Source organism: Haladaptatus sp. W1 (assembly GCF_001723155.1).
Classification (GTDB): Archaea; Halobacteriota; Halobacteria; order Halobacteriales; family Haladaptataceae; genus Haladaptatus; species Haladaptatus paucihalophilus.
Window position 1 is genome coordinate 1 of record NZ_MEIH01000413.1, and the last position, 3,779, is coordinate 3,779.

Annotated in this window: 3 protein-coding genes and 1 pseudogene; 1 reads left to right on the top strand and 3 read right to left on the bottom strand. The window is 62.0% G+C overall.

Translation table 11 applies throughout. The features are described from left to right. Window positions 1-255 precede the first annotated feature (255 nt). On the top strand, window positions 256-1,233 hold the full coding sequence (locus tag BG842_RS26460) for a CPBP family intramembrane glutamic endopeptidase (RefSeq protein WP_069453119.1): 978 nt from the start codon (window positions 256-258) through the stop codon (window positions 1,231-1,233). A gap of 19 nt (window positions 1,234-1,252) precedes the next feature. Here BG842_RS26460 and BG842_RS26465 read toward each other — a convergent pair whose 3' ends face one another. The 3 genes and pseudogenes from BG842_RS26465 to BG842_RS26475 form a co-directional block, all read right to left on the bottom strand. Then, complete coding sequence (locus BG842_RS26465) at window positions 1,253-1,615, bottom strand: hypothetical protein (RefSeq protein WP_069453120.1); 363 nt, start codon at window positions 1,613-1,615, stop codon at window positions 1,253-1,255. A gap of 186 nt (window positions 1,616-1,801) precedes the next feature. After that, complete coding sequence (locus BG842_RS26470; protein ID WP_069453121.1) at window positions 1,802-3,400, bottom strand: class I adenylate-forming enzyme family protein; 1,599 nt, start codon at window positions 3,398-3,400, stop codon at window positions 1,802-1,804. Window positions 3,401-3,579: 179 nt separating this feature from the next. After that, window positions 3,580-3,779, bottom strand: a pseudogene (locus BG842_RS26475) (MFS transporter); the annotation flags it as partial.

Genomic DNA, 3,779 nt, shown 5'->3' on the forward strand with positions numbered 1-3,779 from the left:
GTCGGGTTCGAGACGACCATCGACGCGGGTAGCGACGAGGAAGCGAGCGCACTGCCGTCGCTCGACGTGAACATCTCGGGAACCGAGTGCCGATAACGCCGCCGAGGTGACACCGACGTTTCCCGTAATCCCCTTTTTCTACAGGCGGAGCAGGCCGAGTGCCTCGGGGCTTGACCCCGAGGCGGTTCACTCGCACGGGCGAACCGAACAGCGGGTGAGCTCAAGGATTAACAACCCTCCTCGTCGTACGATTTCGTGGTGCTCTCTTCGATAAAGACGGTCTTCTGGAACGCGACGGACCGACGGCTTCGACTCCCGTGGCGGTTCGTCGTCGCCGGAATCGTGCTCGGAATCGTCTCGCTCGTGGTGGCGTTTTCGCTTCGACCGGTGTGGGTGTCCGCGTTCGTCGGGTTCCAATTCGCGTCGTTCGGGCGTCTCGGCACCCTGTTGTTTCAGACGTCGCTCGAACTCGTCGTCGTGGTTCTGTTCACGTACCTCGTCGGTCGGTTCATCGACCGCCGTCGATTCGCCGACTTCGGCTTTCACCTGTCGGGGACGTGGTGGCTCGATTTCGGGTTTGGCCTCGCCCTCGGTGCGACGCTCATGACCGCGATATTCCTGACTGAACTCGCGCTTGGGTGGGTGCGCGTCACCGGCTTCTTTCGAACGGTGTCCGGCTTGTCGTTCGTCACCGTCTTTCTCACCTCCGTTCTCGTCTTCGTCGTCGTCGGCGTCAGCGAGGAGTTGCTGATGCGTGGCTACCTCCTGACGAATCTCGCTGAAGGCTTTCGCTGGTTTCCACGGGTGTCTGGTCAGGTGGCGGTCGCGGCCGCGACGCTCTGCTCGTCGGTCGTGTTCGGCGTCGTCCACATCTTCAACCCGAACGCGACGCTCACGAGTACGGTCGTCATCGTCCTCGCGGGCGTCATGCTCGCGTCGGGCTATCTGCTGACGGGCGAACTGGCGATTCCGATAGGATTGCACATCTCGTGGAACCTGTTCCAGACAAGCGTCTACGGGTTTTCGGTCAGCGGGCTTCGCCTCCCCGTGACGATTATCGCGACTGAACAGGTCGGTCCCCGCGTGTTCACTGGTGGACCGTTCGGTCCCGAAGCGGGGCTAGTCGGCGTCGGCGCTATCGTCGTCGGAACGGTCGCCATCGCCCGGTGGGTTCGCTCCCGCGAACCGCCGCTCTCGTTGTCGTCGTCCGTGTGGACCCCGGAACTTCGATAAAACGGGATCGATAGGTGACTCAGACGCCAGGAATTCCGAGTGCACCCGAGGCGACGATACCGAACAGCGCGAACAGGTAGAGGACGATTGCGGCCGCGAACCACGCGACCAGTCCGATGACGATGGCAGTCCCCCACCCGCCGGGATATCGCCAGTTGATGACGCCGACCCACGCGACGAGCGCTAACAGCGCGCCGAGGATGGGAATCCACCCGACGAAGAAGCTGATGATTCCCCACACTATCGACCCGATCAGCGCCGTGACGATGGCGTGGCCGTAGCTTCCCGCGTACTCGGTCGTCACCCGTGCCCCGGCGTAGATGCCGAACCCGCCGATGAGCAGGCTGACGATGAAGACGATGATGGTGTCCACCACGGCCATACTATCGCCTCCGCTCCGTCAGTCGTCGTTCGGTTTCGAGACCGTCCCCCGTCGTATCGTATGGACTCACTGTCTTTCCCCCGACGGTCATAACGCTCCCCGGCATCGTGTGTCTGTCGGCTGTTCAGTTCATGTCTTCGACATACAGAGAAAAACCGCAGATCGGTTCGAGCTGCGTTCCAGCGGTTATCCTTGCCCGATGAGCCGCTCCTCGTCCTCCCAAAATTCCTTGCGCAGTTGGTACTTCTGAACTTTGCCCGTCGCCGTCTCCGGCAGGTCCTCTTGTATCAGAATCTTGCGCGGAATCTTGTATCCGGCCATCTTGTCGCGGCAGAACGCCTCCACGTCGTCCTCCGAGAGGTCAACGTCGGGTTTCGGGACGACGACGGCGGTTACCAACTCGCCCCACTCGTCGCTCGGCGTGGGGATTACGGCCGCTTTGGCGATTTCGGGATGGTCGTAGAGCACGTCCTCGACTTCGATGGACGAGACGTTCTCGCCACCCGAGATGATGATGTCCTTCTTGCGGTCCTGGATGGATATCATCCCGTCCTCGTCGATGGTGGCGAGGTCGCCGGTGTGGAAGTAGCCCGCGATGCGGTTGTTGAACGCTTCCTCGGTCGCCTCCGGCTTGTTGAGGTAGCGGTCCATCACCTGATTGCCGCGGACAACGACTTCGCCCATCGTTTGGCCATCGGCGGGAACGTCCGTTCCGTCGTCGTGGACGACGCGAACGTCGGTGCCGAGCACTTCGCTCCCCTGTTTGACCTTGAGTGACCGGCCGCGCGTGGCGAGGCGGCGTGGCGAGTTCGAGGTCGTAATGATGGGTGCGGTTTCGGTCAGGCCGTAGATGTGGATGATGCGCCAGCCGATGTCGTCCTCGACGGTCTCGATGGTCGCCGTCGCGGGCGCGCTTCCGGCGGTGGCGATGCGCAACTCGCGGTCGCCCGTCGTCTCCACGTCCGGGTTGTTCTCAGTGTAGGCGATGACGCGGTTGAGTACGGTCGGCGCGCCGCACATGAACGACACGTCGTGAGTTCGAATCTTTTCGAGCGTTCGCTCCGGGGTGAACTTCCGGAGACAGACGTGCGTACCGCCGGTGCCGGTGATGGCGTAGGTGTGCCCCCAGCCATTACAGTGGAACATCGGGAGCGTCCAGAGGTAGGTATCGTCGTCCCGAATCTCCATGTGCTGGTTGAGCACGAGCGCGTGCCAGTGTTCGGTCCGGTGGGTGCGTACGACGCCCTTCGGGTCCCCGGTCGTACCCGACGTGTAATTGACGCTGGCGTCGTCATCCTCCGAGATGTCGGCGCGCTCCGGCGGGTCGGCCGATGCCTCGTCTACGAGAGCCATGTAGTCCTCCCAGTCGCCGTCGATTTTGTCGGCCTCGTAGCCGATGAACGTCTCCGCCGGAACAGAATCGCGGACCGCCTGCACCTTCTCAGCGAAGTCGTAGTCCGCGATGACGACCGACGCCTCGCAGTCGTTCAGGATGTATTCGTAGTTCTCCGGAACGAGGCGGTAGTTCATCGGGACGTACACCGCGCCCAGATGGTTGGTCGCGTACAGCGCTTCGAGGAAGTAGTGCGTGTTCGATGCGAGCATCGCCACTCTGTCTCCCTGTCCGATGCCGCGGTCGGCCAACACGTTCGCCAGACTGTTGACTCGCTCGTTGAACTCCGCGTACGTATATTCCGTGCCGTCATCCGCAATGACACCCACCACGTCGTCGTAGAGATCGACGGCGCGGTCGAGGAAATCCATTGTCGTCATTTCCTTCTTCATGAACTGTCATGTACATGGTTTCCGGACGACGGCGTAAAGATTTCGACTCGTGCTAGCAATTACCGGATGGAAACGAAATACATGGTCGGAAACACCCTCCACGGCTGGGAAGTGTGCCCGTCAGTACGCTCCCCGGTGAAACTCGGCCGGAAACGGGACTCCACCCCAAGAAAGCGTCCTCAGTCGTCGCTCGGAACGACGATGGGCCGTTCGTGGTCGTCCTCGCCGAGCAACGTGAGCGCGGCCAGAACGCCCGTCAGAATCACCAACAGCACGCAACCCAGATACTCCGTCGTGTAGCTGAACCGTACCGCGAACGGGAGGGCGACAAGCGGGCCGACCGTGGAGCCGAAGTCGCCAAAGACGTTGTACACGCCGC